The organism is Enterobacter cloacae complex sp. I1M (genome assembly GCF_014982425.1).
Taxonomy (GTDB): Bacteria; Pseudomonadota; Gammaproteobacteria; order Enterobacterales; family Enterobacteriaceae; genus Enterobacter; species Enterobacter intestinihominis.
In genome coordinates this window covers 13,646-40,490 of the sequence record NZ_JADCLG010000010.1, presented here as the reverse complement: position 1 = coordinate 40,490, position 26,845 = coordinate 13,646, and the positions used below count along the sequence as shown (strand labels likewise).

Sequence of the window (26,845 nt, the reverse complement as noted above, 5' to 3'; positions counted from 1 at the left end):
TGTCTACGTAGCGGGAAGAGACTATTTCTCTCCTGCGTTAGCGCGAAAGGTAATGTAATAGCCAAGGGATGCGGCCAGGCACAGCATATAGCCGAACGATTCCGAACCTTCCTCCACGGCGTTTTTCACGACACGCATATAGCCATGCTCCAGAATGGCGTGCCACAGCACCTGCATTCCAAAGAGACGGGAGAAGACCAGTACAGCCAGCAGGCCGCTCAACAGAATACCGTACCAGGGGGATTGCGTGTATTTTGCCAGCTGTTCCAGGGTAGTGCGAAAATGCATAACGGGGCGAATTATAGCCAGCAGAGCGGTAATCAGCGCGAACCACACCCAACTCCCATGAGAAATGAGGTCAAAAAGCGCGTCCAGTTCACGAATTAACATCGTCAGGAAAAAACCGCCAACCAGTATATTACAGTAACGCATGGATTCATCCATTTTCGCCAGACGAAAATGGAGAAACACGATAGTCGCTAATACCGTTTCCTGCATAATTTCGGTCAGTGATAATTCCGGAATATCATGGCCGACAAACCGCATATCAACCCAAAGACAAAGTATAATAAGCGCGCATGCGACCGCCGCGCCAACAAAGAATAAAAAGCTCTTTAGTACAATCATTAACACCACCATTTTGTTTGTAGCAGTATGTTAGGTGACGAGAATGTTATTTCTGTTCACATCGTGCCATATAAGTGCGGAATTTTAACATTACGAGCTAAATAGGATTCGTAGCGGCCAGAATAAACCCTAAATATCTTTTGTTCCTTGCCGGCGATGTGCTCATTGCAGCGTCTCTATCTTGTGGTTTACAGGGCAATAACATACAAGGTACCATACCCCCCTATAGTATCAGGAGGGCGTATGCCGCATTCACCCGAAGATAAAAAACGTATTCTGACCCGCGTCCGCCGCATTCGAGGCCAGGTTGATGCCCTTGAACGCGCCCTGGAGTCGGGCGATCCCTGTCTCGCCATTCTGCAGCAAATTGCCGCCGTGCGCGGTGCTGCCAATGGCCTGATGGGTGAAATGGTTGAAATTCACCTCAAAGATGAGCTGGTGACGGGGGAGACCACCCCGGATCAGCGGGCAGTGCGGATGGCGGAAGTCGGCCATTTGCTGCGCTCTTATCTAAAATAAACCCACACACCTCACAACAAGGGAAAGACATCATGAAATCTCGCGCAGCTGTCGCGTTCGGCCCAGGCCAGCCGCTGAAAATCGTTGAAATTGATGTTGCTCCGCCGAAGAAAGGCGAAGTGCTGATCAAAATTACTCACACCGGCGTCTGCCATACCGATGCGTTTACCCTCTCCGGTGACGATCCGGAAGGCGTATTCCCGGCGGTGCTCGGCCACGAAGGGGGCGGTGTGGTGGTGGAAGTGGGTGAAGGCGTTACCAGCCTGAAGCCCGGCGACCATGTGATCCCGCTCTACACCGCAGAGTGCGGCGAGTGTAAGTTCTGCAAATCCGGCAAAACTAACCTCTGTCAGGCCGTGCGCGCCACGCAGGGCAAAGGTCTTATGCCGGACGGTACCACCCGTTTCTCCTATAACGGCGAGCCAATCTATCACTACATGGGGACCAGCACCTTCAGCGAATACACGGTGTGCGCCGAGATCTCACTGGCGAAAGTGAATCCGCAGGCCCCGCTGGATAAAGTCTGTCTGCTCGGCTGCGGTGTCACCACCGGTATCGGCGCGGTGCATAACACGGCGAAAGTGAAAGAGGGTGACACCGTGGCGGTGTTCGGCCTGGGCGGGATCGGTCTGGCGGTCATCCAGGGCGCGGTACAGGCGAAAGCTGGGCGTATCATTGCTGTGGATACCAACCCGGAGAAATTTAAGCTCGCAGGTGAGATGGGTGCGACCGACTTCATCAACCCGAAAGACTATGACAAACCGGTTCAGGACGTGATCGTTGAGCTGACCGACGGCGGCGTGGATTTCAGCTTCGAATGTATCGGCAACGTCAACGTGATGCGCTCAGCGCTGGAGTGCTGCCACAAAGGCTGGGGTGAGAGCATCATTATCGGTGTGGCCGGCGCGGGTCAGGAGATTAAAACCCGTCCCTTCCAGCTGGTGACAGGGCGCGTATGGCGCGGGTCGGCATTTGGCGGCGTGAAAGGCCGTACACAGCTGCCGGGCATGGTTGAAGATGCGATGGTCGGCAAAATTCAGCTCGATCCGTTCATTACGCACCGCCTGCCGCTGGAGCAGATCAACGAAGCTTTCGATCTGATGCACGAAGGAAAATCCATTCGTACCGTCATCCATTTCGGCGACAACTGATTATTCTGCCAGCGGTTTTTCCCGCTGGCATTTCTTCCCTGATCTTCTCTAAAGTGTGACCTGTCTGGCGCTTTTAGGCGTAATCTAATTCCCCGCTGTGCCGATGACTCTTTTACAGGCGTGTTTTTACGCATCTTACCTATAAGAGAGTCGACGGTCATGGACAACACAACATCGATGCAGGCGCAGCACAAGCTGAGTTTCTTGCATCACATCCGGCTGGTTCCGCTGTTTTCCTCCATTCTCGGTGGCATTATTCTCCTGTTTGCCTTGAGCTCGGGTTTGGCAGGCTATTTCCTGCTCCAGGCCGATAACGATCAGCAGGATGTCACAGCAGAAATCCAGGTGCGCACCGGGCTGTCAAACAGTTCCAACCATTTACGCACCGCCCGTATCAACATGATCCACGCGGGGGCGGCGAGCCGCATCGCGGAGATGGAGGCGATGAAGCAAAACATCGCTGAGGCTGAGACCCGCATCAGGCAGTCGCAGGATGGATTTGCCGCCTATATGAAGCGCACCGTTCGCACTCAGGCTGATGAAGCGCTGGATGGCGATCTGAAAGCCCGCTATGACGCCTACATCGCCGGTATGCAGCCGATGCTGAAATATGCCAAAAACGGCATGTTTGAAGCCATTATCAACCATGAAAATGAGACCGCGCGTCCGCTGGACGATGCCTATAACGCGGTGCTGCTGAAGGCGATAAAAATCCGCACCGAACGCGCCAACGCACTGACGGCGCAGGCTCACACCCGCACCCGGCTGGGGCTGATGTTTATGTTCGGCGCGTTTGGCCTGGCGCTGGCGCTGGCGGTGATCACCTTTGTGGTGCTGCGCCGTACGGTGATAAACCCGCTTCAGCGAGCCGCTACGCGTATCGAAAATATCGCGAAAGGCGATTTGACCATGCCGGACGAACCGACCGGGCGCAGCGAAATTGGCCGCCTGACGCGCGATCTGCAAACAATGCAGCACGCGCTGGTGACAACCGTGGGCACGGTGCGGCAGGGGGCGGAGAAGATCTACCGGGGAACCAGTGAGATCTCCGCGGGTAATACCGATCTCTCATCCCGAACCGAACAGCAGGCGGCGGCCATCGAACAGACGGCGGCCAGCATGGAGCAGCTCACCGCGACGGTGAAGCAAAACGCCGATAACGCGCATCATGCGAGTAAACTTGCAGAAGATGCCTCCGGTAAGGCCAGCCGCGGGGGGCAGATGGTCTCCGGCGTGGTGAAAACCATGGGTAATATTTCCACCAGCTCGAAGAAGATCTCTGAAATTACCGCCGTGATTAACAGCATCGCGTTCCAGACCAATATTCTCGCGCTCAATGCGGCGGTCGAGGCGGCGCGTGCGGGTGAACAAGGACGCGGCTTTGCGGTCGTGGCGAGTGAAGTCCGCACCCTGGCAAGCCGCAGCGCGAACGCGGCGAAAGAGATTGAAAGCCTGATTAATGAATCGGTATCGCTTATCGATCAGGGTTCCGGGGAGGTGGTTGCGGCGGGCAATACCATGAATGAGATCGTCGAGGCGGTTAAACGCGTCACCGATATTATGCTGGAGATTGCGGCCGCGTCCGATGAGCAGAGCCGCGGCATTGTTCAGGTGAGCCAGGCGATTTCCGAGATGGATAAGGTGACGCAGCAGAATGCCTCGCTGGTGGAAGAAGCCTCTGCGGCGGCGGCCTCGCTGGAAGAGCAGGGCGCGCGTCTGACGGAAGCCGTTGGCGCGTTTCGTCTCAACGGGGCGCGCGCAGGACGGACTACAGCCACCGCAACCGCAGCAAAACCCGCGCCTTTAACCCCGGCGGCGGCTGTCTCAGGTGATAACTGGGAAACGTTCTGAGTAAGACAGACCCGCCCTCGCGGCGGGTTCTGCGTTTAGGGTCAGAGAGGCATTGACTTACGAATGGCGCTTAACAGCGTTTGGGCGCCTTCAGAGAGCGGGGCATCTACCCGCGTCAGGATCCCAATGGGTTCTCCTGCGCCGGGTGAGGTTACCGGCAGCGCGGTGAGCACGCCGCGTCGCAGATCGTCCTTCACCGCGCCGGACGGCACAAACCACACGTAGTCATAATCCACCGTCAGCTGGCGCGAAAGAGACGCCGAGAGCGTTTCAATACACCCTGAAGGCAGCGTGCAGCCCTGCATTTGCAGCAACGCTTCCGCATTCTGACGCGGAACCGTTCCTTTCGGGGAGACTACCACCGGCCACTCCATTACGCGGCTTAATGTGACGGTATCCTGCAACAGGGGATGATTCGGACGCACGACCAGCTTCAGTGATTCCAGGAACAGAAGTTCGTAATTCAGGCCGCTCATCAGTTCCGGATCGGACATCCGGCCAATGCCCAGATCGAGCTCCCCTGACTTCAGGCCCGCCAGCAGCATGGTGTTATTCATGGTCGCGACCTGAAGCGTGGCGTGCTTTTGCTGGCGGTGGAACTGGCCGATCGCCGCAGGCAATATGCCCAGCGCCGCCGTTGGCAGTGCCCCCACGCGCACGATGTCGCTGGCCTGCTCTTCTTTACGGTTTAAGGCCTGACCGGCGGTATTGAGGGCATCAAGAACTTTAACGGCATGCGTCAGGAACTGTTCGCCTACGAGCGTAAGCTGAGCGCCCAGACGGCCGCGATCGAACAGGCGGGTTCCGGTAAGCTGTTCCAGTTCGTTCAGCGTTTTGGATAGTGCAGGCTGACTAAGGTTAAGGGTTTCAGCCGCTCGCCCCAGCGTTCCCTGTTGAGCGACGGCCACAAATGTATGCAAATGGCGCAAGCGTATGCGCTGACTGAACAGACCATTTTTTTCCATAGGCGATGTTAAAAACAGAGCGACGCGGGTGACAAGTTAAGTTGTTTGAATTTGATAACCTGATAGCAAAATATTTTTAACATTTGATCTGTTTGAGTTACAACTGTTTTTCGAAAACGCCCATGCTTTGACCACTCGTCTGCCTGGATCACAATTTGTAAATTCTTCCCAACGAAAAGAACGGGCTTCTCTACACTCCAGGTAGTATTCACTGGAGGCATGACATCATGGCGAACACCATCACGGCTGATGATATTCGGGAACACTTTTCGCAGGCTATGTCGGCGATGTACCAGCAGGAAGTTCCGCAGTACGGCACCTTGCTGGAACTGGTGGCGGACGTTAACCTGGCGGTTCTGGAAAATAACCCACTTTTACATGAACAACTGGCAAATGCAGACGAACTGGCGCGCCTGAATGTTGAACGTCACGGTGCGATCCGCGTTGGCACCGCGCAGGAGCTTTCCACCCTGCGCCGGATCTTCGCCATCATGGGCATGTACCCGGTCAGCTACTACGATCTCTCCCAGGCGGGCGTCCCCGTCCACTCGACGGCGTTTCGTCCGACTGACGATGCGGCGCTCTGCCGTAATCCGTTTCGCATTTTTACCTCGCTGCTGCGCCTGGAGCTGATTGAAAACGTTGCGCTGCGCGAAAGGGCGGCAGAGATCCTCTCCCGGCGCAACATCTTTACGCCGCGCTGCCTGGACCTGATCGACCTGCATGATGTACAGGGACACTTTACCGAGGCACAGGCGCGCGAATTTGTGCAGGAAGCCTTAGAAACCTTCCGCTGGCATCGCCATGCGACGGTCGATCAGGAAACCTATCTGGCGCTTAGTAACGAACATCGCCTGATAGCCGACGTGGTCTGTTTCCCGGGGTGCCATATCAACCATCTCACGCCGCGCACGCTGGATATCGACCGGGTACAGGAGCTGATGCCGAAGTACGGCATTGAGCCGAAAATCCTGATTGAAGGACCGCCGCGCCGCGAGGTGCCGATCCTCCTGCGCCAGACCAGCTTTAAGGCGCTGGAAGAGCCGGTGCTTTTCGCGGGAGAACACAAGGGTACGCATACCGCGCGTTTCGGTGAGATTGAGCAGCGGGGCGTGGCCCTTACGCCGAAAGGGCGCGAGCTGTACGACCGTCTGTTAAATCAGGCCGGGACCGGCAAAGACAACCTGACCCATCAGCTTCACCTGCGCGAGATCTTCAGCACTTTCCCGGACAGCGAAATGTTCCTGCGCCGACAGGGGCTGGCTTATTTCCGCTACCGTCTGACTCCGACCGGTGAGGCGCATCGCCACGCGTTTCGTCCCGGCGACGATCCGCAGCCGCTGATCGAACGCGGCTGGGTTGTGGCGCAGCCGATCACCTATGAGGATTTTCTGCCCGTCAGCGCGGCGGGGATTTTCCAGTCGAATCTTGGCAATGAAACGCAGGCGCGCAGCCACGGCAATGCCAGCCGCAATGCCTTCGAAGCCGCGCTCGGCTGTGCGGTGTACGACGAGTTTACGCTTTACGAGGAGGCGGAAGCGCGCAGCAAACAGCGTTGCGGTTTGCTCTGAAACCGTTACTCTGCAGGGGTGTGATGGAAAAAGAAGGTTGGTATGGAAAATCCCTCCGCCCCTGTGGTTGAAACGCGCCAGGGCGCACTAATTGGTTCTACTGAAGGCGATACCCATGTGTGGTGTGGCATTCCTTATGCGGCACCGCCGGTTGGCCCGTGGCGCTGGCGCTCCCCACGCCCCCCTGCACGCTGGGATGGCGTGCGTCCGGCGACGGCGTTCTCCGCCTCCAGCTGGCAGAGCAGCGAAAGCTGTCAGGAGTTGGGCGGCGGCGATCCTGGCCAGTTCTCTGAAGACTGCCTGTACCTTAACGTCTGGTCGCCAGTCGTACGCGCCGATCCGCTTCCGGTGATGGTCTGGCTGCACGGCGGAGGATTTACCCTCGGCGCTGGCGGTCTGCCTCCGTATAACGGCAGGGCGCTGGCGAAGCGCGGCACGGTGGTGGTGACAATTAATTACCGTCTCGGCCACCTCGGCTTTTTTGCCCATCCGGCGCTTGAGGGGGAAGAAGAACGCGTGGTGCATAACTTTGCGCTGCTCGATCAGATCCAGGCCCTGGAATGGGTGCGCGATAACATTGCCGCGTTCGGCGGCGATCCTGAGAACATCACCGTATTTGGCGAGTCGGCCGGTGCGCGCAGCGTGCTGTCGCTGATGGCTTCTCCGCTTGCGGGAGGACTGTTCCATAAAGCCATTGTGCAAAGCGGGTACACGCTGCCCGACACCCCGCGCGAGCAGGCCATGCATAAAGGCGAAGCGATTGCTGCCCATTTTGGCCTGCAAAATGCCACCGCGGAACAGCTTCGCGCGATCCCGCCTGAGGCGTTCTGGCCGCTGACCTCGCCACTGAATATCGCCCCTGCGCCCATCGTGGGTGACTGCGTTTTGCCTGAGGCCATGCTCGATGTCTTTTTCGCTGCCCGTCAGCATTCAGTACCGGTGATGATTGGGTCAAACAGCGACGAAGCCAGCGTGATGTCGGTGTTCGGGGTCGATCTTGCCGGGCAGATCCAGAAGCTCCGTCGCGAGCGGCGCTTTGGCCTGGGGCTGATCAAGCTGCTTTATCCGGGCGTGAAGGGCGATGAGGAACTCGGCAGGCAGGTTTGCCGCGACATGGCCTTTACCACCATGGGATACGTGGTGATGCAGGCGCAGCAGCGGGCAGGCGGCCTGTGCTGGCGATACTGGTTTGATTATGTGGCCGAAGCGGAGCACGCGACGTATACCAACGGCGCCTGGCACGGTAACGAAGTGCCCTACGTGTTCGATACCCTTGGGCAGGTGGAACCCTCGCGGCAGTATGTAAATGAACGCGATCTGGCCTTCGCCGCTCAGGTGGCGGACTACTGGGTGAGCTTCGCCCGGGATGCGGGAGCACGCGATAGCCTGGTGGGGCCCACACGCTGGCCCGCCTGCCGGAAAGGGCGGGACGTGTTGTTACGCATCGGTGTGAATAAACATGCAGGTTTTCGGCTTGAAAACCGTTTTATGCGTGCCCGTATGAGCCTCTTCAAACGGGTAATGAAACACCACGTCAGCCTCGACTGAGCAGACAGGCACGAAACGCATCCAGTCCGTTCTCCGGGTCGGGTGCGTCGCGTAACACCAGCCGGTAGCTCGCCCCCGTCTTTATGCTCGTATCATAAGGCCGCATCAGCCGTCCGGCGCGCACGTCCTCCTCCACCAGCGTTTCATCCGCAATGGCGATGCCCAGCCCCTGAATGGCGGCGGTAATGGCCAGATCCATGGTTTCAAAGTGTTGATTTTTGAGCATAGCTGGCGCCGGACGCGGCTGTTTCGCCAGCCACAGCGTCCAGTCCGTTTTGTCCCGCGTGGGGTGAAGGAAGGTGAGTGTTTCCAGCGCAGAACCGGCCCGCAGCGGGCTCATCACCGGGGTTAAGGCCTCTTCGAACAGCAGATCGCCGGCGCTCATGTGCGTTCCAAACACAATCGCCGCGTCATAGGATTCGGTTTTGAAATTGACGTTATGATCGGTGGTAGTGGTCAGCGCAATCTGGAGTTCCGGCTGTTCGCGCTCGACCTGTAACAGACGCGGTACCAGCCAGCGCATCGCGCAGGTAGGCGCTTTCAGACGAATTACGGTCTGGTGCGTCCGCGCCTGTTCAGCAACGTTAAGCAGGTGCTCAAACGCAGATTGCAGTTCCGGCAGCAGGGCGCTTCCCTGTGAAGAAAGACGCAGGCCGCGAGCATGGCGTTCGAACAGCGGGAAGCCGAACCAGCTTTCCAGCGAGGCAATTTTGCGGCTTACCGCCCCCTGCGTCAGACAAAGCTCCTTCGCGGCATGGGTAAGATTCAGGTGACGCGCGGTCACGATAAACGTCTCTACGGCATTAAGCGGAAATGAACGACGCGACATATCTCACCTTAGCTATGCGTTTTTGTCATGGCTATTATGACAACAATTCGATTGTCCCGGCAATCAAGTTATTGTTTGAATAGTTATGCATTCACCACGAGAAGGGACAGAGGATGACTTTGAAAACGCCGGTGCAGACCCGCTCTAAATTGCCCGATGTAGGAACCACCATTTTTACCGTTATCGGCCAGCTTTCAGCCCGGCATAACGCCATCAACCTTTCTCAGGGTGCGCCGAATTTTTCCTGCGACCCAAAACTTATCTCCGGCGTCACTCGCGCCATGGAGTCAGGGCATAACCAGTATGCCTCCATGACCGGGCTGCAACCGCTCAGAGAGCGCATCGCGGACAAAATTGCCACGCTCTATGGCACCCGCTATGACCCGGCGAGTGAGGTACTGGTGACCGCCAGCGCCAGCGAAGGGCTTTACTCAGCCATCAGCGGGCTGGTTCATCCTGGCGATGAGGTGATCTATTTCGAGCCCTCCTTTGACAGCTATGCGCCGATTGTCCGTCTGCAGGGGGCGACGCCGATCGCTATTAAGCTGACGGTACCGGATTTTGCCGTGAACTGGGATGAAGTACGCGCGGCTATTACCCCGCGCACGCGGATGATCATCGTCAATACGCCGCACAACCCGAGCGGACAGGTATTTTCAGCCGCCGATCTGCACCAGCTGGCAGTGCTGACGCGCCACACCGACATCATCATTTTGTCTGACGAAGTGTACGAGCACGTCGTTTTTGATGGCGAACCGCATCACGGGATGGCGACGCACCCGCAACTGGCGGAGCGCAGCGTGATTATTTCTTCTTTCGGAAAAACCTATCACGTCACCGGCTGGCGCGTGGGTTATTGTGTGGCGCCCGCGGAGCTGATGGATGAAATATGTAAGGTCCATCAATTTTTAATGTTCTCGGCCGATACGCCGATGCAGTACGCGTTTGCCGAACACATGACCGATCCGCAAACCTGGCTGTCGCTGGCGGCGTTTTATCAGCGCAAGCGCGATCTGCTGCAAAGTTTGCTCGCCGACTCACCGTTCAGGCTGCTTCCGAGTGCCGGTTCGTTCTTCCTGCTTGCGGATTACAGCGGCTTTAGCGACGAGCGCGACAGCGAGATGGTGAAAAGGCTGATTGTTGAGTACGGGGTTGCCACCATTCCGCTGTCAGCGTTTTATGCCGATGGCACGGACAATAAACTGATCCGTCTCTCTTTTGCGAAAGATGAGGCGACGTTACGGGCAGGTGCCCAGGCCCTTTGTCGGGTTACACCACGTTAAGGAATTTGAGATGAAATTACGCGCGTTAGTTGTCGGCATAGGACTGCTGTGTTCATTCTCGTCGTTTGCTGCTACCGAGTTGCGATACGGGCTGGAAGCGGAATATCCGCCGTTTGAAAGCCGCAATGCCTCAGGGGAGCTGGAAGGATTTGACGTAGAACTGGGAAATGCCATCTGTAAAGCCGCCGCGCTGAAGTGCAGCTGGGTAGAAACCTCGTTTGATGCGTTGATTCCCGGTCTGGTGGCGAAAAAGTTCGACGCCATAAACTCGGCGATGAACATCACCGAACAGCGTCGTAAGAGCATTGATTTTACCCAGCCCATCTACCGTATTCCCTCCCAGCTGGTGGGCAAAGCCGGTTCTGCGGTAGAGGCCACGCCGGAAGGGCTGAAGGGCAAAACCATCGGCGTTCTCCAGGGTTCAATTCAGGAAACCTACGCCAAAGAGCACTGGGAAAAGCACGGTGTCACCGTGGTGTCTTATAAAGATCAGAATATGGCCTGGGGAGATCTGCTGAATGGCCGCATCGATGCCTCGCTGGTCATGTCAGCGGCCGGGCAGGCAGGTTTCCTCAGCAAGCCGCAGGGTAAAGGGTTTGGCTTTATCGGCAAACCGGTGTCGGACGACACCATCCTCGGCAGTGGGATCGGCTTTGGGCTGCGTAAGGGGGATGAGGCCACCAAAAAGCAGCTTGATGCCGCAATTGATAAAGTACGTGCCGACGGCACGATCGCTAAACTGGCTGATAAGTACTTCCCAGGTATCGATGTCAGCGTAAAATAACCGCCTCGTTGGTCCCGGCTGTCGATGTCCAGCCGGGACACTTTTAAATACACTTCATCCTTCAGGCTGCCTCTGCGTTGGCTACGTCTGTTCACCCCGGTCACTTACTTGAGTAAGCTCCTGGGGATTTCAGACTTGCCGCCTTGATCCAGCATGAATGATTTTGTGTATTTACTGTTTTTTACACCACTTTCAGGCCGTTCTGGTCGACAGAAAATATTTCTCGGTTTGTTCAGATAATCACCCGCCAACAATTGGATTCTTAACCGTTTTTGTTTAGGCTGTGCGTTCTTTCTTGCCGTCATTTCGCTGCGCGCGAAACTCATTCACACGACCATAAGGACGTTTTCTCAGGCATGAATCGCAGACGTTTTCTCAAAGGTTCCCTGGCAATGGCTGCCCTGAGCGGCACTTCTGGCCTTGCTTCTCTGTTTTCCCAGGCGGCGTATGCTGCTGACTCCGACATTGCCGACGGTCAGAGCCGTCGCTTTGACTTCTCTGTTCTGCAATCCATGGCGCACGATCTGGCGAAAACCCCGTGGGGCGGTGCGCCGCGTCCGCTGCCGGAAACGCTGGCCACCATGACGCCGCAGGCGTACAACGCCATCCGTTACGATGAGAAACAGTCGCTGTGGAATAACATTGAAGGTCGCCAGCTGGACGCCCAGTTCTTCCATATGGGGATGGGATTCCGCCGCCGCGTGCGCATGTTCTCGCTGGATCAAAGCACCTCTCAGGCGCGTGAGATCCACTTCCGGCCTGAGCTGTTCAGCTACGGCGATACGGGCGTGGATACCCGCCAGCTTGAAGGGCAGAGCGACCTCGGCTTCGCCGGATTCCGCGTCTTTAAAGCGCCGGAGCTGGCGCGACGCGATATCGTTTCGTTCCTGGGCGCGAGTTACTTCCGCGCAGTGGATGATACCTACCAGTACGGCCTTTCCGCGCGCGGGCTGGCGGTGGATACCTTTACTGACACCCCGGAAGAGTTCCCGGATTTCACCTCCTTCTGGTTTGAAACCGTTAAGCCGGGCGATACCACCTTTACCGTCTATGCGCTGCTGGACAGCCCTAGCATTACCGGTGCCTATAAGTTTGTGATCCACTGTGAGAAGAGCCAGGTGATCATGGACGTCGAAAACCATCTCTATGCGCGCAAAGACATCAAGCAGCTCGGCATCGCGCCGATGACCAGCATGTTCAGCTGCGGCAACAACGAACGCCGCATGTGCGACACCATTCATCCGCAGATCCACGATTCAGACCGCCTGGCAATGTGGCGCGGTAACGGAGAGTGGATCTGCCGACCGCTGAACAACCCGCAAAAGCTGCAATTTAACGCTTATCTGGATAAAAACCCGAAAGGCTTTGGTTTGTTGCAGCTTGACCGTGATTTCTCCCATTACCAGGACGTCATGGGCTGGTATAACAAGCGACCAAGCCTCTGGGTCGAGCCGCGCAACAACTGGGGTAAAGGATCCATCGCCCTGATGGAGATCCCGACAACCGGCGAGACGCTCGATAACGTGGTCTGCTTCTGGCAGCCGGAGAAACCGGTGCAGGCGGGTGATGAACTGGACTTCAAATACCGTCTCTACTGGAGCGCGCAGCCGCCGGTGCGTTCACCGCTGGCAAACGTCTACGCTACCCGTACCGGTATGGGCGGCTTCCCGGAGGGCTGGGCGCCGGGTGAAAATTACCCGAAAGTGTGGGCCCGTCGCTTTGCCATCGACTTCGTCGGGGGCGATTTGAAGGCCGCCGCACCGAAGGGCATTGAGCCGGTGATCACCCTGTCCAGCGGTGAAGCGAAGCAGGTGGAGATCCTCTACGTCGAGCCGTTCGACGGGTATCGCATTCTGTTTGACTGGTACCCAACCTCTGACTCCACCGAGCCGGTCGATATGCGTCTGTTCCTGCGCTGTCAGGGCGACGCCATCAGCGAGACCTGGCTGTATCAGTACTTCCCGCCCGCGCCGGACAAACGTAACTACGTTGACGACCGGATCATGCGTTAGTCCTTATGGGTTTGTGCCGGGTGGCGGCTTCGCCTTACCCGGCCTGATCCGGACGCATTTGTAGGCCGGGTAAGCGTTAGCGCCACCCGGCAATTAAGAGGCACTATGTCTTCAGAAATTATCCCCGTAACCCAGGAAATCGAGCTTCGCGCCGTCGAAGAGCGCTATACCACCGATCTGCATAACCTCGTTATTAAAAACAAAACCTGGCTGCAAACCGCCTTCGACTGGGCGCAGCATGTCGGCACTGAAGAGGACACGCGCCGTAACGTGCAGAGCAACCAGATGCTGCACCAGCGCGGCTACGCCAAAATGTTCCTGATTTTCATGAAGGACGAGCTGGTGGGCGTGCTTTCTTTTAACGCGATAGAGCCTGCGAATAAGGCCGGGTACATCGGCTACTGGCTTGACAAAGCGCATCAGGGGCAGGGCATTCTCTCTCAGGCGCTACAGGCGTTTATGCGCTATTACGTTGAGCGCGGCGAGATCCGCCGCTTTGTGATCAAATGTCGCGTGGCTAACCATAACAGTAACCGCGTGGCGCAGCGCAACGGTTTTGCGCTGGAAGGTTGTTTGCGGGAAGCGGAAATGCTCAACGGCCGCTTCGATGACGTAAACCTGTACGCCAGGTTATTCCCGCTATAGCGCCCCCAGCAGCGGCGTCCGGGTGATCCGCGTGTCACCGTTGATCACTTTGGCTCCCCGGACGTGAATGCTTTCACCCTCCAGCGCCTCGATCGCCGCATCGTCTGTCATCTCTACCTGATGCTCAATCAGGACATCACCGCTGATACGCGCGCGCCCCTGAATAACGACCTTGTCATCAATCAGGATCGGCCCGCCGCGTAACCACGCCTCGCCACCAATCAATACGTGGTGTTTAATCACGCAGTTACCTTCGACGAGGGCGTTTTCCGCGACCTGTGAACTGTACCGCACGGTCGGGATCGCATCATCCTCTAAACCGGCCAGCAGGCGGGCGTTGCCGTACACTTTGGCGCAGTCGCACACCCAGACGTTATTAAGCGCGTTGCCCTCAAGAATGGCGCGGTCAAACACCTCCGCGCGGTGCTCAACAAAGGCCCAGGTCACCATGGCATCGCCGTAGATTTGCGCCTGATGCACAATACGCGACTGGCTGACCGTGGCTCTGTCGTAAATCTGCAGGATCTGCTCACGGTCGGGTGTCAGCCCTTTGGCTGCAATCACCATGCTGTTATGCAGCACCCGCGCGTCACCCGCGATACGGCATTCCCCGCGTACGGTGGAGTGCTGGATAGTGACGTTGTCACTTATTGCCGCGCCGTGACTCACCTCTGCCGCGTCAAGCCAGCTGTTGCCGCCTATGTGCGCGCGGTGGCTTACGATGCAGGGTTGGGTGAGGCGGGCGTTGCCGGATATCCTGGCCCCGGCAAACACCACGCTGTTTTCATCATAAACCCAGCAATCCCCGTCCTGGGCGAGCGCGTGTTCATCCTCAACCCAACCACCTTTTGTCCCGCTGGTCACATCGTTAAAATCCTTTGCGGCAATAATCTGTCTGAGTAGGGTTGTGCACGGCGTTGATCCGTCCTGCCAGCGCCAGAGACGCGTTTCATTGCCAAGCCTGTATTTTGTCATCGTGTTTTCCCTGAAAAGCCATTCACTAAACGTAGCAAACTTTTGGCGTTTCGAAGTGCTGGCGTCTGCACGGTAAACCCCTTAAAATGGCATTTAAAATACATTTTAAAGTTTAAAAAAAATGCATAACCAAGACCAACGCGTTCTTAACTTGCCCGCCGGTTATTTCGGTATGGTTCTGGGTACCATAGGTATGGGGTTCGCCTGGCGTTATGCCGGTACTATCTGGCCTGTGACGCGCTGGCCGGGCGAGATCCTGGTGGCGCTGGCGGTGGCGATCTGGTTCCTGCTGAGCGTGGCGTTTCTTACCCGTGCGGTACGGTTTCCACATAGCGTGCTGGCCGAGATGCGGCATCCGGTAATGAGCAGTTTTGTCAGCCTGTTTCCTGCCACAACGCTACTGGTGGCCATTGGCTTTGTGCCGTGGTGCCGACCAGTGTCGCTGGTGCTGTTTAGCGTAGGCGTGGTGATCCAGCTTGCGTATGCCGCCTGGCAAAGCGCCGGGCTGTGGCGCGGTAAGCATCCGGAAGAGGCCACGACGCCGGGACTGTATCTGCCGACGGTAGCGAACAATTTTATCAGCGCCATGGCCTGCGGTGCGCTGGGTTTCCACGATGCGGGGCTGGTGTTCCTTGGTGCCGGGGTCTTTTCCTGGCTGAGCCTCGAGCCGGTCATTCTGCAACGCCTGCGCAGCGTGGGCGAACTGCCCTCGGCGCTTCGTACTTCGCTCGGGATCCAGCTTGCGCCTGCCCTGGTGGCCTGTAGCGCCTGGTTTAGCGTCAACGGCGGCGAAGCGGACACCTTCGCCAAAATGCTTTTCGGCTATGGTCTGTTGCAACTCCTGTTTATGCTGCGTCTGATGCCGTGGTATCTGTCGCAGCCGTTCAACGTGTCGTTCTGGAGCTTCTCGTTCGGGGTGTCGGCGCTGGCGACCACCGGTTTACATCTGGGGCAGAGCAGTCCGTCTGGGTTCTTTCATGCCCTCGCGGTTCCCCTGTTTATTTTCACCAACATCATCATCGCGATGCTGCTGGTCCGTACTTTTATCTTGCTGATGCAGGGCAAACTTCTGGTGCGCGCTGATAAGGCACTGCTAATGCAATCTGAGGAAAAATAATGACTGTCGATGAAAACTACTTTACTGAGAAATATGGGCTGACCCGCACGCACTCAGAGGTCCTGCTCAGCGCGGACATTGTTAAGCCGGGAAAAACGCTCGATCTCGGTTGCGGAAATGGCCGTAACAGCCTCTACCTCGCTGCCAACGGCTATGACGTGACGGCGTGGGATAAAAACCCGATGAGCATCGATAACATCGAGCGCATTAAGGCGGCGGAAGGGATCGCGAATCTGCAAACGGCGATAAAGGACCTGAACAACCTGACCTTTGACGGCGAATACGACTTTATTCTTTCCACCGTCGTGTTGATGTTTCTCGAAGCGAAAACCATCCCTGGTCTTATCGCCAATATGCAGCGTTGCACTAAACCAGGCGGCTATAACCTGATCGTTGCCGCCATGGATACGGAGGATTATCCGTGCACCGTCGGCTTCCCGTTTGCCTTCAAAACCGGTGAACTGAGCCACTACTACGAAGGCTGGGAGCTGATCAAGTACAACGAAGAGGTGGGGGAACTCCACCGTACCGATGCCAACGGCAACCGTATCAAGCTGCGCTTCGCCACCATGCTCGCACGCAAGCCCGCTTAACGCGCGGCCAGCAGACAGAGTTGCAAGGCCGTGCGACAGGAGGCCTCGAACGACGACAGCGGTAAAAACTCAAACTTTGAGTGGAAGTTATGGGCGCCGGTGAAGAAGTTCGGGGTGAGCAAGCCTTTGGCTGACAGGGCCGCCCCGTCCGTGCCACCGCGCATGGGGATCGGTTTTGGGGTGATACCGAGCGATTCCATCGCCTCGAACATCAGGTCGATCGCGCGGCGGTCTTCGCCAATCGCATTGCTGATATTGCTGTAGGTATCTTCAATGCGATACTCCACGTTTGCCGTGGGATGCTGCGCAGCAATCCGCGCTGCCACATCGGCAATTTGCTGCTTGCGGGCGGCAAAACCCTCTTTGTCAAAATCACGAATGTTGGCTTTCAGCACCGCTTCGTTTTGCCCGGCCTGGATGCCGTTAAACCAGATATAACCTTCGCGCCCCTCGGTGCATTCCGGGGTTTGCTGGCGATCGAAATGGCTGATGAAATCCGTTGCCATCAGCAGCGGGTTGACCATCACCCCTTTGGCGGACATCGGGTGCGCCGTGACGCCGGTAAAGCGAATTTCAGCCGCAGCCGCGTTAAAGTTCTCGTAAACAATTTCCCCCAGCTCGCAGCAGTCGATGGTCCAGGCAAAATCGACGTCGAAGCGCTTCAAATCCAGCGCTTTCGCGCCACAGAGACCAATCTCTTCATCGGGCACAAACGCCACCACAATATCGCCATGCTTATGTTCAGCGGTGAGGTTTTCCAGCACCGTCATGACCACGGTGACGGCCGCTTTATTATCTGCGCCTAATACGCTGGTTCCGTCGCTGAAAATAATCTCCTCATCAGGATAAGCCAGAATTTCCGGGTGCTCATTTACGCGCAACCAAATATCTTTTTCTTTATTCAGGCAGAGATCATCTCCCGTAAAGGTTAATATTTGTGGATGAATATCCGGGGATAAACCGACGTCAACGGTATCGATATGGGTAATAAAACCAATCCGCGGCGCGCCGGGAATATTGCCTTTTTTTACGGCGGTAACGGTGGCGAACTCATCAATCACAATATCGTCTAACCCCAGCGTTTCCAGCTCCTTCGCCAGCTCCCGCGCCATGTCGTGCTGGCCCGGGGTGGAGGGCAGGGTTTTGACTTTCGGGTCGCTCTGGCTGGTGATGGCGAGATAGCGGAAAAAGCGTTGGGTTAATTGTCTGGAGAGTTCTGAGCCCATAGTGTTTCCTTCTGTATTTATTTTTCATGTGTTTGCGCCATCACTTTAATGTTATTTATGAAATGGCAAAAGAAGTAATTAGCCGTCGAATTAAAAAGACAGGAATAAATGATGAAAAGCACATTCACAATGATAACGCTGGCGCTTGCTGCGCTGACGGTCAGTTCCACCGTCGCGGCAAAAACGCTGGTGTATTGCTCCGAAGGATCGCCGGAAAACTTCAATCCTCAGCTCTACACGTCGGGAACCAGCGTGGACGCCAGCGCCGTACCGGTTTATAACCGTCTGGTCGATTTCAAACCGGGTACTACCGAACTGGTGCCGAGCCTGGCGGAAAGCTGGGAGGTGAGCGAGGATGGTAAGGTCTACACCTTCCACCTGCGCAAAGGGGTGAAATTCCACAGTAATAAACTGTTCACGCCGACGCGCGACTTCAACGCGGATGACGTGATTTTCTCGTTTATGCGCCAGAAGGATGTGAATCATCCCTACCATAACGTATCCAACGGCAGTTATTCCAACTTCGAAAGTCTGGAGTTCGGCAGCCTGATTACCGCCATTGATAAGATTGACGATCGCACCGTGCGCTTCACCCTGGCGCACCCGGAAGCGCCGTTTGTTGCCGATCTGGCGTGGTATTTTGCCTCCATCCTGTCGGCGGAGTATGCCGATGCCATGCTGAAAGCGGGCACGCCTGAAAAGGTTGATATGCAGCCGATTGGCACCGGGCCGTTTAAACTGGCGCAATATCAGAAGGATTCCCGCATCCTCTTTACCGCCTTCCCGGACTACTGGCAGGGAAAATCGAAGCTGGATCGACTGGTGTTCACCATCACGCCGGACGCCTCGGTGCGTTTTGCCAAAGTCGAGAAGAATGAGTGCCAGGTGATGCCGTTCCCAAACCCGGCGGATCTGCCGCGTATGAAGGCTAACAAAGATATCAACCTGATGAGCAAGGACGGTCTGAATACCGGTTTCCTGGCATTTAACACGCAAAAGCCGCCGCTGGATAACGTAAAAGTGCGCCAGGCGCTGGCGATGGCGATTAACAAACCGGCCATCATTGAGGCGGTCTTCCACGGCACCGGCACGGCGGCGAAAAACCTGCTGCCGCCTGGCGTCTGGAGTGCCGACAGCGAGCTGAAAGACTACGATTACGATCCAGAAAAAGCGAAAACGCTGTTAAAGGAAGCCGGATTTGCCAACGGCGTAAGCATCGATCTGTGGGCTATGCCCGTGCAGCGGCCGTATAACCCGAACGCGAAGCGTATGGCTGAAATGATCCAGGCGGACTGGGCGAAAGTAGGCGTGCAGACCAAAATCGTGACCTACGAATGGGGCGAATACCTGAAGCGCGTGAAGGGCGGGGAGCATCAGGCTGCGCTGATGGGCTGGACAACGGCGACGGGCGATCCGGATAACTTCTTCGGACCACTGTTTACCTGTACGTCCGCCAACGGCGGGTCGAACTCGGCCAAATGGTGCTATAAGCCGTTTGATAACCTGATTGCCGAAGCAAAATCGATAACCGATCGCGAAAAACGCGTGGCGCTGTACAAGCAGGCGCAGCAGATGATGCACGATCAAATGCCGGCGGTTATGATTGCCCACTCGACCATTTTTGAGCCAGTCAGAAAAGAGGTCACGGGGTATGAAATCGATCCCTTCGGCAAACATCTGTTCTGGCAGGTAGATATAAAACAGTAATATTTTTCTGCCCGGATCCGGTCCGGGCACTATTTTTACAATTTGTGCCTTCCCCGTCATTTTTTGCCACAACATTTCCCTCTGTTTTTTGTTATAACTTCAAGTGCATACTTGCAGATAACTCGGAACTCCATCATGCGTACTTCCACTTTTTTTAAAGTTGCAGTGCTTTCTGGCCTGTTGGCCCTTTCTGGCTGTGCGTCAAAAGTCGCAGCCCCCGATCAATATTCAGGCTTTTTAAAAGATTACTCTGACTTGCAGGAGATGACATCAGCAACCGGGAAACCAACCTTGCGTTGGGTCGATCCTTCCTATGATCCGGCGAACTACGACAGTATTATCTGGACCCCGATAACCTATTATCCGACACCAAAGCCAACCACACAGCTTGGGCAAAAAACGCTTGATGAATTGTTGAGTTACACCAATAACACACTAAAAAACGCGATTGGCCAGCGTAAGCCAATTGTGACGACGCCGGGCAAACACAGCCTGATCTTCCGCGGCGCCATCACGGGTGTGAGCTCAGAGAAAGAAGGTTTGCAGTTCTATGAAGTGGTGCCCGTCGCGCTGCTGGTTGCGGGTACGCAGATGGCAACCGGCCATCGCACCATGGATACGCATCTTTTCTTTGAAGGTGAGCTGATTGATGCCGCCACGAACAAACCGGTAGTTAAAGTTGTTCGTAAAGGTGAAGGTAAAGAGCTTGCCAACGAGAACACGCCGTTGGGATTCGCCACACTGAAACAGGTTGTGGATGATATGGCGACCGATGCCACCATGTTTGATGTCCATCAGACAGCAAAATAATAAAAACGGCCTGCATCTACGCAGGCCGTTATTTTATGCCGTCAGCAGGCGGCGGAACCAGGTTTCCGGTTTCGTAAACATCACCATATTTCCCCCTAAAATCAACAGCAGGCCGACGATCCCGTTGATATGCCACACGTAACCCTCGTACACCGTTGAAATCGACAGCGCCACCAGCGGGAACAGCAGGGTGCTGTACGCGGCCTTACCGGGACCAATGCGGCCTACCAACGTAAAGTAGGCGCCGAAGGCAATCACCGAGCCAAACAGAGCAAGATAGAGCAGCGCCCCCATATAGCTCACCGTCCATTCCGGCATAAAGCTTTCGCCCCTGAATAGAGCGATAAGGCCCATCACGACGGTGCCATACAGCATCGCCCAGGCATTGGTGGTCATGGTTTCCAGCCCGTTTCGCTGATGACGCATGCTGATCATATTCCCCAGCGAGAAGCCGTAGGTGCCGAGGGCGGAAAGCCCGATGCCCGTAAGCAATGACGCGCTCCAGCCGCTGGCGAGCAGATCGTTCCAGAACAGGGTAATGATCCCGATAAGCCCCAGCGCTGCCGCCGTCCAGAAGCGTGCGGGGGGACGCTGGCCGAAGAAGATAAAGCTGTTGATGGCGTTATACAGCACGGCCATCGAGAAAATCACCGACTCAAGGCCGGTATTGATATGGGCGGCGGCGGTGTAAAAGCACCAGAAGTTGAAACAGAAAACGCAGCAACCCTGAAGCATGCAATAGAGATGATCCCGCAGCGCCAGCCTGCGCAGGCGACGAAGGGCGACCAGGACGATCATCATCGTGGCGCTGGCCACGGCGAAGCGCCAGAAAATGGAGACCGGCGCTGCAACCGGTCCCTGTTGTAAAAAAATGGCGATCCAGGTCGTGCCCCAGATAACAACAACCAGCCCATAGAGTAATGCGTTCATGGTGTCTCTCTTCTCATACCGCGAAAAACAACAGTGTGGCGAAAGAAGGGGGCCCCGGCTTTCAACGCCTTGCGCCGGACTTGCAAATTCTTGCGCTTTTTTCTCGCACAATGGCTGGTAACAGGCTGCAACACTTCTTAGACTGACAGTCTGATTAATCACCTGTTTACGGCCATGTCTCTCGTTTACGACACCTTTGAAACGTTACGCCAAAAAAATGCAGTGCTGCGGGAAACCGTCGCGCTCAATACTGGCATTCAACTGGCGGCGTGGTACAACAAGCACGATACGATCACGGTGAAAAGCAACCATCACACCCTTAGCCTGTACGTGGCGGATGGCTATGAAAGCTATCAAAAAACGCCGGGTGGCTGGAAAAATGGCGGCGGGCCGGACCGTTTTTGTCTTATGCCGGAAGAGAGCGAATCCACATGGGATATTCGTGATGACCTGTCGTTCGTGCACCTCTACTGCACCGATGAACACCTGCGGGACGTGGGGGAGAAAATCTGGGATAAACGACCGCTATCGCTGACGCTGGAGGAAAAAATCTTCGGCAGCGATCCGAAAATCACCGCCCTTTATCGCCAGTTTTTGCTCGGCTGCGACTGGCAGCAAAACGCCAATCAGCTCACCCTGAGCACTGCGTCGACCTTATTACTGACGCATTTGGTCCAGCACTATTCCAGCGTCCAGTGGAAGTTACCGGTGGTCACCGGCGGGCTATCGCCGTTTGTGCTGCGCAACGTGCTGGCCTTTATCGAGGAAAATCTGGCGCAACCCTTAACGCTGGCGGAACTGGCGGGCCAGGCCGCACTCAGTGAGTATCACTTTGCGCGGATGTTCCGCCAGTCGATGGGGCTGGCGCCGCATCAGTACGTCATGCAGCGCCGCATGGAGAAGGCCAAAGCGCTGATTCAGCACACGACCACGCCGCTCACCGACATCGCGCTGGCCTGTGGATTTAACTCCGCCAGCCATTTCAGTAACCGTTTTCGCAGCATGACCGGCATCACGCCGTCACAGCTACGCGCGGCGAAGGCGTGAGAAGACAGCGTAACAGATCCCACCCAGCACCAGTCCCCAGAAAGCGGAGCCAATTCCCAGGAGCGTGACGCCGCTGGCGGTCATCAGGAAGGTGACGATCGCCGCGTCGCGCTCTGCTTCATGATTCAGTGCCTGATACAAGCTCCCGCTGATAGTGCCGAGCAGGGCCAGCCCGGCCAGCGTCTGGATGCCGCTCAGCGGCAGGGCGGCCATCAGCCCCGAAATCGACCCGCCGAACACCCCCGCCAGCAGATAAAACCCACCTGCGGCCGCCGCTGCCAGCCAGCGTTTACTGGCATCCGGGTGGGCGTCCGGGCTCTGGCAGATGGCGGCGGTGATGGCGGCGATGCAGATGGAATAGACGCCGAAGGGGGACAACAGCAGCGCCAGCCCGCCGGTGGCAACGATCAGCGGTGAGACCGCCAGCGGATAGCCCGATGCCTGCATGGTGGCGAAGCCGGGCGCATTCTGCGACGCCATGGTCACCAGGAAGAAGGGTAAGCCGATGCTGATCAGGCTGGTGAAGGTGAACGCAGGGGCAATGAATTCCGGCATGATCACCGATAACGTCATTTTATTCGTGACAACGTCACCTCCAGCCCAGGCCACGAACACCCCCACCAGCAGCGTGGCGACAATGGCATACCGGGGCGCCACGGCTTTTGCCACCAGCCAGGCGGCCAGCATACTGCCGCAAAGAAGCACGTGTCCCTCAAGATTGCTGAATGCCTTCAGGCCAAACTGTAAGAGCACGCCTGCCAGCATAGCGGCGGCAAGCGAGTGCGGGATCAGTTTCATCAACCGGGCAAACAGGCCAGTGACGCCGCACAGCAGAATCAGCGCATTCGCAAATATAAATACCCCTATGGTTTCCGCCAGCGTCACGCCTTGCAGGCTGGTGGCGAGCAGCGCCGCGCCAGGAGTCGACCAGGCGGTCAGCACCGGGGCTTTATACCACCACGACAATGCAAGCGTGCTGATCCCCATCCCGAGCCCCAGCGCGGTCATCCATCCGGCGATTTGCTGTGTACTGGCGCCCGCCGCCGCAGCCGTCTGCCAGATAATGGCGGCAGAGCTGGCGTAGCCCACCAGAACGGCAACAAAACCAGCCAGCACGGCAGGAAAGAGAGAGGCAGTCGATCGCATGTGAACTCCGTTGTGCGTTATAACGTCCGGGATAAGGTATCACTGTGCGCTATAGCGTACAAGTGGTATGCTTTGCCCCAACAGGAGGAACTATGGATATCACTCAACATCTGGCAACCACACTGAAAGCGCTGCGTCAGGCGCGGGGCTGGAGCCTGTCGAAACTGGCGGCAGAGACGGGCGTGTCGAAAGCGATGCTTGGGCAAATCGAACGCAATGAGTCCAGCCCGACGGTCTCAACCTTGTGGAAAATTGCCACCGGGCTGAACGTACCTTTTTCGGCGTTTATCACTCCAGAGAGCGAACCGCAGGCGGTGTTCGATCCGCAGCAGCAGGCGATGGTGGTGAAACCGCTTTTCCCCTGGGATGAACAGCTTAAGTTCGACCATTTCTCCATCACCCTGTCGCCCGGCGCGCTGAGTGAGTCCACGCCGCACGAAGCCGGGGTGATTGAACACGTGGTGGTGATAAGCGGTGAGTTGGACATGCAGATTGACGGTGTCTGGCGCACTCTATACGCTGATTCCGGCGTGCGTTTTGCCGGCGATAAACCGCACGCGTACCGTAACAGCAGCACCCGGACGGTGCATTTTCACTCTCTGATCCATTATCCCCGCTAAAGCGTCGCAAAACGGTTTCACTGGCACAGACTTCTGACTACAATAGCCGCCATTTTGACCATAACGGATAACGACGAAGTATGCGCCTGCACCCCCATCATCTTGAACTGCTAAGCCCGGCCCGCGACGCCGCCATTGCCCGTGAAGCCATTCTTCACGGTGCGGATGCCGTCTACATTGGCGGCCCAGGCTTTGGTGCCCGTCATAACGCCAGCAATAGCCTGCGCGACATTGCCGAACTGGTACCGTTCGCCCACCGTTTCGGGGCGAAGGTGTTCGTGACCCTGAACACCATTCTTCATGATGATGAGCTGGAGCCCGCGCAGCGTCTTATTACCGATCTCTACCAGACCGGCGTTGACGCTCTGATCGTTCAGGATATGGGTGTTCTGGAACTGGATATCCCGCCAATTGAGCTGCACGCCAGCACCCAGTGCGATATCCGCACCGTTGAGAAGGCGAAGTTTCTTTCAGACGTCGGGTTTACGCAGATTGTTCTGGCGCGTGAGCTGAACCTGAACCAGATCCGCGATATCCACCAGGCCACCGACGCGACCATTGAATTCTTTATCCACGGTGCGCTTTGCGTGGCCTATTCCGGGCAGTGTAATATCTCTCACGCCCAGACGGGGCGCAGCGCTAACCGCGGCGACTGCTCTCAGGCCTGCCGTTTGCCGTATACCCTGAAAGACGATCAGGGCCGCGTGGTGGCATTCGAGAAACACCTGCTGTCGATGAAAGATAACGATCAGACGGCAAACCTCGGCGCGCTGATCGATGCCGGCGTACGCTCCTTCAAAATTGAAGGCCGCTACAAGGACATGAGCTACGTGAAAAATATCACCGCCCATTATCGTCAGATGCTGGATGCCATCATCGAGGATCGCGGTGACCTGGCGCGCGCGTCCGCCGGTCGTACAGAGCATTTCTTTATTCCATCGACGGACAAAACGTTCCACCGCGGCAGTACGGATTATTTCGTTAATGCGCGCAAAGGGGATATTGGCGCGTTCGATTCACCGAAGTTTATCGGTCTGCCGGTGGGTGAAGTGCTGAAAGTGGCGAAGGATCATCTTGACGTTCAGGTTACAGAGCCGCTGGCGAACGGCGATGGTCTCAACGTGATGATCAAACGTGAAGTGGTTGGTTTTCGCGCCAATACGGTGGAGAAAACCGGCGAAAATCGTTATCGCGTCTGGCCGAACGAAATGCCTGCCGACCTTTGCAAAGCCCGCCCGAATGCGGCGCTGAACCGTAACCTGGATCACAACTGGCAGCAGGCCTTGCTCAAGACCTCCAGCGAGCGTCGCATTGCGGTGGATATCGCGCTGGGTGGCTGGGAAGAGCAGCTGATCCTGACCATGACCTGCGAAGACGGCATCAGCGTGACGCATACGCTCGACGGCCTGTTCGAGGTGGCGAACAATGCGGAGAAAGCGCTCAGCAACCTCAAGGATGGCGTAGCGAAGCTCGGGCAGACCATTTATTATGCGCGCAATATTGAGGTGAATCTGCCGGATGCGCTGTTCGTGCCGAACAGCCTGCTGAACCAGTTCCGCCGTGAAACGGCTGAGATGCTGGATGAAGCACGCCTGGCAAACTATCCGCGCGGCAGTCGTAAGGCCGAAGCGGTGCCTGCGCCGGTCTACCCGGACACGCATCTCTCTTTCCTTGCGAACGTTTACAACCACAAAGCGCGTGCGTTTTACCATCGTCACGGCGTGCAACTGATTGACGCCGCGTATGAAGCGCATGAAGAGAAGGGCGATGTGCCGGTGATGATCACCAAACACTGCCTGCGGTTTGCCTTTAACCTTTGTCCGAAACAGGCGAAAGGCAATATTAAAAGCTGGAAAGCGACGCCGATGCAGCTGGTGAATGGCGATGAAGTACTGACGCTGAAGTTTGACTGCCGTCCGTGTGAAATGCACGTTATCGGCAAGATGAAGAATCACATCTTCAAAATGCCGTCTCCGGGCAGCATTGTGGCCTCCGTCAGCCCTGACGATTTGATGAAGACCCTGCCGAAGCGTAAAGGCAGCTAACCCGCAGAGTGGGTATCCGGTTTGCGCGATTTCTGCCAGGCATGGTGCTCGCGCAACCCCTCCGCAGACTCCTCTGCCGCGCTGCGTAACTCGTCGCTGTCAGCTTCATGACGAAGCTGATGGTCGGCGTTTTTCACGTACAGAAATTCATGTCCTTTGTGCTCCGCCATAATCTGACCCGAGAACAGGGCGCTAATCAGCAGCAGTAGCGAAAAGCCTTTTCTGAACATCTTTTACCCCCGAAAATACGCTACGGTCATCGTAGGGATAATTTCATAGAGTAATTATTCGACTCTTTAAATTTGAGAAAATAGACTGTCAAAAATTGTGGTCGCCATAAAACTCACTTAAGACTATTCTTAAAAGCAATATCGCCGTTGTAAACTCCCATTTCTGGTATGCAAAGAGAAGCTAGATTTATTGGGAAATCATTTACAATAAGATTTTTCTGGCTAAGGATTGGATCGAATAAATGAAAAAAATAATCGTGCTATCACTTCTGGGCGTAGTGGTTGCGGTGGGTGCTGCGGCCAGCATCTATTCAAATGAAGAACCAGAATATATTCAGTCAGCAAAAAGCCGTGTCGGATCGTATTTAACCAGCGATTACGGACGTGTCGAATGTAATAGCACCCAGGTAAGTGAAGATCGCTGGGAGCTGGGCTGTACCAATAAGGCGAGGGGCAAAACCTTCCAGTTCGCTGTTTACCCATCCGAGCAGGCGCCGTATGGGGTCTCTCGTGCGTTTTATCTCGAAGCGATTAATGATGATGCCCGCCAGAGTGCAGAGCAGGGGCTGATGCGTTATCTGCAAATTAATACTAAAGCGGGTTAATCGATTCGT

25 protein-coding genes are annotated in these 26,845 nt (G+C 56.2%); 17 read left to right on the top strand and 8 right to left on the bottom strand.

Translation table 11 applies throughout. The features are described from left to right. Positions 1 to 21: 21 nt before the first annotated feature. Positions 22 to 627 carry a hypothetical protein gene (locus INF86_RS05390; RefSeq protein ID WP_063149976.1) on the bottom strand — a complete coding sequence of 202 codons (606 nt, stop codon included), beginning with the start codon at positions 625 to 627 and terminating at the stop codon, positions 22 to 24. Positions 628 to 870: 243 nt separating this feature from the next. Here INF86_RS05390 and INF86_RS05385 point away from each other — a divergent pair, with 243 nt between their 5' ends. From INF86_RS05385 to INF86_RS05375, 3 genes are all read left to right on the top strand, one after another. Beyond that, on the top strand, positions 871 to 1,146 hold the full coding sequence (locus INF86_RS05385; RefSeq protein ID WP_003857256.1) for a metal/formaldehyde-sensitive transcriptional repressor: 276 nt from the start codon (positions 871 to 873) through the stop codon (positions 1,144 to 1,146). A 32-nt stretch (positions 1,147 to 1,178) separates the two neighbouring features. Next, entirely contained in the window at positions 1,179 to 2,297 is a 1,119-nt protein-coding gene (locus tag INF86_RS05380) for an S-(hydroxymethyl)glutathione dehydrogenase/class III alcohol dehydrogenase (RefSeq protein WP_017693450.1), read from the top strand. Between the two features lie 159 nt (positions 2,298 to 2,456). Continuing rightward, complete coding sequence (locus INF86_RS05375; protein WP_193543292.1) at positions 2,457 to 4,148, top strand: methyl-accepting chemotaxis protein; 1,692 nt, start codon at positions 2,457 to 2,459, stop codon at positions 4,146 to 4,148. 41 nt (positions 4,149 to 4,189) lie between these two features. On the opposite strand, the gene INF86_RS05370 is transcribed toward INF86_RS05375, so the two are convergent. Further along, positions 4,190 to 5,113, bottom strand: a complete 924-nt coding sequence (locus INF86_RS05370) for a LysR substrate-binding domain-containing protein (RefSeq protein WP_022648073.1) — start codon at positions 5,111 to 5,113, stop codon at positions 4,190 to 4,192. 227 nt (positions 5,114 to 5,340) lie between these two features. Between INF86_RS05370 and INF86_RS05365 the strand changes: the two genes are divergently transcribed. Both INF86_RS05365 and INF86_RS05360 read left to right on the top strand, forming a co-directional pair. After that, positions 5,341 to 6,684, top strand: a complete 1,344-nt coding sequence (locus INF86_RS05365) for a VOC family protein (RefSeq protein ID WP_022648074.1) — start codon at positions 5,341 to 5,343, stop codon at positions 6,682 to 6,684. A gap of 42 nt (positions 6,685 to 6,726) precedes the next feature. Further along, positions 6,727 to 8,232: a carboxylesterase/lipase family protein gene (locus INF86_RS05360; protein WP_193543291.1), complete on the top strand. Its 1,506-nt coding sequence runs from the start codon at positions 6,727 to 6,729 to the stop codon at positions 8,230 to 8,232. On the opposite strand, the gene INF86_RS05355 is transcribed toward INF86_RS05360, so the two are convergent. Continuing rightward, positions 8,219 to 9,061, bottom strand: a complete 843-nt coding sequence (locus INF86_RS05355; RefSeq protein WP_022648076.1) for a LysR family transcriptional regulator — start codon at positions 9,059 to 9,061, stop codon at positions 8,219 to 8,221. The two genes, INF86_RS05360 and INF86_RS05355, sit on opposite strands and share 14 nt — an antisense overlap. A gap of 113 nt (positions 9,062 to 9,174) precedes the next feature. On the opposite strand from INF86_RS05355, the gene INF86_RS05350 reads away from it, so the two are divergent. The 4 genes from INF86_RS05350 (at position 9,175) to rimL (ending at position 13,785) form a co-directional block, all read left to right on the top strand. Then, entirely contained in the window at positions 9,175 to 10,344 is a 1,170-nt protein-coding gene (locus INF86_RS05350) for a pyridoxal phosphate-dependent aminotransferase (protein WP_032624285.1), read from the top strand. A 10-nt stretch (positions 10,345 to 10,354) separates the two neighbouring features. Further along, positions 10,355 to 11,128, top strand: a complete 774-nt coding sequence (locus INF86_RS05345) for an ABC transporter substrate-binding protein (RefSeq protein WP_038416033.1) — start codon at positions 10,355 to 10,357, stop codon at positions 11,126 to 11,128. Between the two features lie 356 nt (positions 11,129 to 11,484). After that, positions 11,485 to 13,140: a glucan biosynthesis protein D gene (locus INF86_RS05340; protein WP_171932649.1), complete on the top strand. Its 1,656-nt coding sequence runs from the start codon at positions 11,485 to 11,487 to the stop codon at positions 13,138 to 13,140. Positions 13,141 to 13,245: 105 nt separating this feature from the next. Further along, entirely contained in the window at positions 13,246 to 13,785 is a 540-nt protein-coding gene (rimL, locus tag INF86_RS05335) for a 50S ribosomal protein L7/L12-serine acetyltransferase (RefSeq protein ID WP_022648080.1), read from the top strand. Here rimL and ydcK read toward each other — a convergent pair. Then, complete coding sequence (ydcK, locus tag INF86_RS05330) at positions 13,780 to 14,760, bottom strand: YdcK family protein (RefSeq protein ID WP_155025969.1); 981 nt, start codon at positions 14,758 to 14,760, stop codon at positions 13,780 to 13,782. The two genes, rimL and ydcK, sit on opposite strands and share 6 nt — an antisense overlap. A 121-nt stretch (positions 14,761 to 14,881) precedes the next feature. On the opposite strand from ydcK, the gene tehA reads away from it, so the two are divergent. Continuing rightward, on the top strand, positions 14,882 to 15,877 hold the full coding sequence (tehA, locus tag INF86_RS05325) for a dicarboxylate transporter/tellurite-resistance protein TehA (RefSeq protein WP_193543290.1): 996 nt from the start codon (positions 14,882 to 14,884) through the stop codon (positions 15,875 to 15,877). Continuing rightward, positions 15,877 to 16,470, top strand: a complete 594-nt coding sequence (tehB, locus tag INF86_RS05320; protein WP_023300079.1) for a tellurite resistance methyltransferase TehB — start codon at positions 15,877 to 15,879, stop codon at positions 16,468 to 16,470. The genes tehA and tehB overlap by 1 nt, the downstream gene beginning before the upstream one ends. On the opposite strand, the gene pepT is transcribed toward tehB, so the two are convergent. Further along, positions 16,467 to 17,696: a peptidase T gene (pepT, locus tag INF86_RS05315; protein WP_193543289.1), complete on the bottom strand. Its 1,230-nt coding sequence runs from the start codon at positions 17,694 to 17,696 to the stop codon at positions 16,467 to 16,469. The genes tehB and pepT overlap by 4 nt on opposite strands. 111 nt (positions 17,697 to 17,807) lie before the next feature. On the opposite strand from pepT, the gene INF86_RS05310 reads away from it, so the two are divergent. Further along, positions 17,808 to 19,403, top strand: a complete 1,596-nt coding sequence (locus INF86_RS05310) for an ABC transporter substrate-binding protein (protein ID WP_193543288.1) — start codon at positions 17,808 to 17,810, stop codon at positions 19,401 to 19,403. A 135-nt stretch (positions 19,404 to 19,538) separates the two neighbouring features. Next, positions 19,539 to 20,213 (top strand): DUF3313 domain-containing protein, encoded by a 675-nt coding sequence (locus INF86_RS05305; protein ID WP_022648086.1) that lies wholly within the window; start codon positions 19,539 to 19,541, stop codon positions 20,211 to 20,213. 33 nt (positions 20,214 to 20,246) lie between these two features. Here INF86_RS05305 and INF86_RS05300 read toward each other — a convergent pair whose 3' ends face one another. Further along, positions 20,247 to 21,143, bottom strand: coding sequence for a DMT family transporter (locus INF86_RS05300; RefSeq protein ID WP_022648087.1), 897 nt, complete (start codon positions 21,141 to 21,143; stop codon positions 20,247 to 20,249). Positions 21,144 to 21,317: 174 nt separating this feature from the next. Between INF86_RS05300 and INF86_RS05295 the strand changes: the two genes are divergently transcribed. Continuing rightward, positions 21,318 to 22,190, top strand: a complete 873-nt coding sequence (locus INF86_RS05295; protein ID WP_022648088.1) for a helix-turn-helix domain-containing protein — start codon at positions 21,318 to 21,320, stop codon at positions 22,188 to 22,190. Here the strand turns inward: INF86_RS05295 and INF86_RS05290 are convergent. Continuing rightward, positions 22,170 to 23,336: a benzoate/H(+) symporter BenE family transporter gene (locus INF86_RS05290; protein ID WP_193543287.1), complete on the bottom strand. Its 1,167-nt coding sequence runs from the start codon at positions 23,334 to 23,336 to the stop codon at positions 22,170 to 22,172. The two genes, INF86_RS05295 and INF86_RS05290, sit on opposite strands and share 21 nt — an antisense overlap. 92 nt (positions 23,337 to 23,428) lie before the next feature. Here INF86_RS05290 and INF86_RS05285 point away from each other — a divergent pair, with 92 nt between their 5' ends. Continuing rightward, entirely contained in the window at positions 23,429 to 23,956 is a 528-nt protein-coding gene (locus INF86_RS05285; protein WP_022648090.1) for a helix-turn-helix domain-containing protein, read from the top strand. A gap of 80 nt (positions 23,957 to 24,036) precedes the next feature. Further along, positions 24,037 to 26,001, top strand: coding sequence for a U32 family peptidase (locus INF86_RS05280; RefSeq protein ID WP_157507608.1), 1,965 nt, complete (start codon positions 24,037 to 24,039; stop codon positions 25,999 to 26,001). Here INF86_RS05280 and INF86_RS05275 read toward each other — a convergent pair. After that, positions 25,998 to 26,231: a DUF2554 family protein gene (locus INF86_RS05275; protein WP_022648092.1), complete on the bottom strand. Its 234-nt coding sequence runs from the start codon at positions 26,229 to 26,231 to the stop codon at positions 25,998 to 26,000. The genes INF86_RS05280 and INF86_RS05275 overlap by 4 nt on opposite strands. A gap of 242 nt (positions 26,232 to 26,473) precedes the next feature. On the opposite strand from INF86_RS05275, the gene INF86_RS05270 reads away from it, so the two are divergent. After that, positions 26,474 to 26,836 (top strand): hypothetical protein, encoded by a 363-nt coding sequence (locus tag INF86_RS05270; RefSeq protein WP_015570547.1) that lies wholly within the window; start codon positions 26,474 to 26,476, stop codon positions 26,834 to 26,836. Positions 26,837 to 26,845 lie beyond the last annotated feature (9 nt).

What these genes read in the sequence shown, in the direction of transcription:
- INF86_RS05390 (WP_063149976.1), bottom strand. Translation starts at nt 627, where the DNA reads ATGATTGTACTAAAGAGCTTTTTATTCTTTGTTGGCGCGGCGGTCGCA.
- INF86_RS05385 (WP_003857256.1), top strand. Translation starts at nt 871, where the DNA reads ATGCCGCATTCACCCGAAGATAAAAAACGTATTCTGACCCGCGTCCGC.
- INF86_RS05380 (WP_017693450.1), top strand. Translation starts at nt 1,179, where the DNA reads ATGAAATCTCGCGCAGCTGTCGCGTTCGGCCCAGGCCAGCCGCTGAAA.
- INF86_RS05375 (WP_193543292.1), top strand. Translation starts at nt 2,457, where the DNA reads ATGGACAACACAACATCGATGCAGGCGCAGCACAAGCTGAGTTTCTTG.
- INF86_RS05370 (WP_022648073.1), bottom strand. Translation starts at nt 5,113, where the DNA reads ATGGAAAAAAATGGTCTGTTCAGTCAGCGCATACGCTTGCGCCATTTG.
- INF86_RS05365 (WP_022648074.1), top strand. Translation starts at nt 5,341, where the DNA reads ATGGCGAACACCATCACGGCTGATGATATTCGGGAACACTTTTCGCAG.
- INF86_RS05360 (WP_193543291.1), top strand. Translation starts at nt 6,727, where the DNA reads ATGGAAAATCCCTCCGCCCCTGTGGTTGAAACGCGCCAGGGCGCACTA.
- INF86_RS05355 (WP_022648076.1), bottom strand. Translation starts at nt 9,061, where the DNA reads ATGTCGCGTCGTTCATTTCCGCTTAATGCCGTAGAGACGTTTATCGTG.
- INF86_RS05350 (WP_032624285.1), top strand. Translation starts at nt 9,175, where the DNA reads ATGACTTTGAAAACGCCGGTGCAGACCCGCTCTAAATTGCCCGATGTA.
- INF86_RS05345 (WP_038416033.1), top strand. Translation starts at nt 10,355, where the DNA reads ATGAAATTACGCGCGTTAGTTGTCGGCATAGGACTGCTGTGTTCATTC.
- INF86_RS05340 (WP_171932649.1), top strand. Translation starts at nt 11,485, where the DNA reads ATGAATCGCAGACGTTTTCTCAAAGGTTCCCTGGCAATGGCTGCCCTG.
- rimL (WP_022648080.1), top strand. Translation starts at nt 13,246, where the DNA reads ATGTCTTCAGAAATTATCCCCGTAACCCAGGAAATCGAGCTTCGCGCC.
- ydcK (WP_155025969.1), bottom strand. Translation starts at nt 14,760, where the DNA reads ATGACAAAATACAGGCTTGGCAATGAAACGCGTCTCTGGCGCTGGCAG.
- tehA (WP_193543290.1), top strand. Translation starts at nt 14,882, where the DNA reads ATGCATAACCAAGACCAACGCGTTCTTAACTTGCCCGCCGGTTATTTC.
- tehB (WP_023300079.1), top strand. Translation starts at nt 15,877, where the DNA reads ATGACTGTCGATGAAAACTACTTTACTGAGAAATATGGGCTGACCCGC.
- pepT (WP_193543289.1), bottom strand. Translation starts at nt 17,696, where the DNA reads ATGGGCTCAGAACTCTCCAGACAATTAACCCAACGCTTTTTCCGCTAT.
- INF86_RS05310 (WP_193543288.1), top strand. Translation starts at nt 17,808, where the DNA reads ATGAAAAGCACATTCACAATGATAACGCTGGCGCTTGCTGCGCTGACG.
- INF86_RS05305 (WP_022648086.1), top strand. Translation starts at nt 19,539, where the DNA reads ATGCGTACTTCCACTTTTTTTAAAGTTGCAGTGCTTTCTGGCCTGTTG.
- INF86_RS05300 (WP_022648087.1), bottom strand. Translation starts at nt 21,143, where the DNA reads ATGAACGCATTACTCTATGGGCTGGTTGTTGTTATCTGGGGCACGACC.
- INF86_RS05295 (WP_022648088.1), top strand. Translation starts at nt 21,318, where the DNA reads ATGTCTCTCGTTTACGACACCTTTGAAACGTTACGCCAAAAAAATGCA.
- INF86_RS05290 (WP_193543287.1), bottom strand. Translation starts at nt 23,336, where the DNA reads ATGCGATCGACTGCCTCTCTCTTTCCTGCCGTGCTGGCTGGTTTTGTT.
- INF86_RS05285 (WP_022648090.1), top strand. Translation starts at nt 23,429, where the DNA reads ATGGATATCACTCAACATCTGGCAACCACACTGAAAGCGCTGCGTCAG.
- INF86_RS05280 (WP_157507608.1), top strand. Translation starts at nt 24,037, where the DNA reads ATGCGCCTGCACCCCCATCATCTTGAACTGCTAAGCCCGGCCCGCGAC.
- INF86_RS05275 (WP_022648092.1), bottom strand. Translation starts at nt 26,231, where the DNA reads ATGTTCAGAAAAGGCTTTTCGCTACTGCTGCTGATTAGCGCCCTGTTC.
- INF86_RS05270 (WP_015570547.1), top strand. Translation starts at nt 26,474, where the DNA reads ATGAAAAAAATAATCGTGCTATCACTTCTGGGCGTAGTGGTTGCGGTG.